The organism is Bartonella capreoli (assembly GCF_902813205.1).
Taxonomy (GTDB): domain Bacteria; phylum Pseudomonadota; class Alphaproteobacteria; order Rhizobiales; family Rhizobiaceae; genus Bartonella; species Bartonella schoenbuchensis.
The window spans coordinates 1-401 of the sequence record NZ_CADDZX010000335.1 but is presented as its reverse complement, the minus strand read 5'-3'; the positions used below and the strand labels follow the sequence as shown (position 1 = coordinate 401).

The following is a 401-nucleotide window of genomic DNA, read 5'->3' as shown; positions in this document are numbered from 1 at the left end:
CATTTTTTAATACAGTTTTCTGCATCCACAGGTTTAAATTTTGATCATTTTATTAAGGAACTTGAGTCATTTTGTTCACATCGTTCTACTGAAATTGGAAATCTTATTCCAGCACGTAAAAGGCAACTTCAATTATTAAAAGAGGCTGTTAAAGAAATTGAGGCTTCTATAAATTATGATCTTGATTTAAGTTTACGTGCGGAATATCTTCGTCGTGCAAGTGATTTTCTTGGAAAAATTACGGGCGATATAGATGTTGAGGATTTGCTTGATATTATTTTTTCGGAATTTTGTGTTGGCAAGTAATGATTCACGTGAAACATTGATTATTTCATAGACAGATTAAAAAGATCATGTATTCTCTATATTCTGTTTCACGTGAAACTTTGGAACAGTTCTCT

1 pseudogene is annotated in these 401 nt (G+C 31.4%); it reads left to right on the top strand.

Going from position 1 to position 401, the window contains the following annotated elements:
* Positions 1–306, top strand: a pseudogene (locus J7R05_RS08680) (tRNA uridine-5-carboxymethylaminomethyl(34) synthesis GTPase MnmE); the annotation flags it as partial.
* Positions 307–401: the final 95 nt, after the last annotated feature.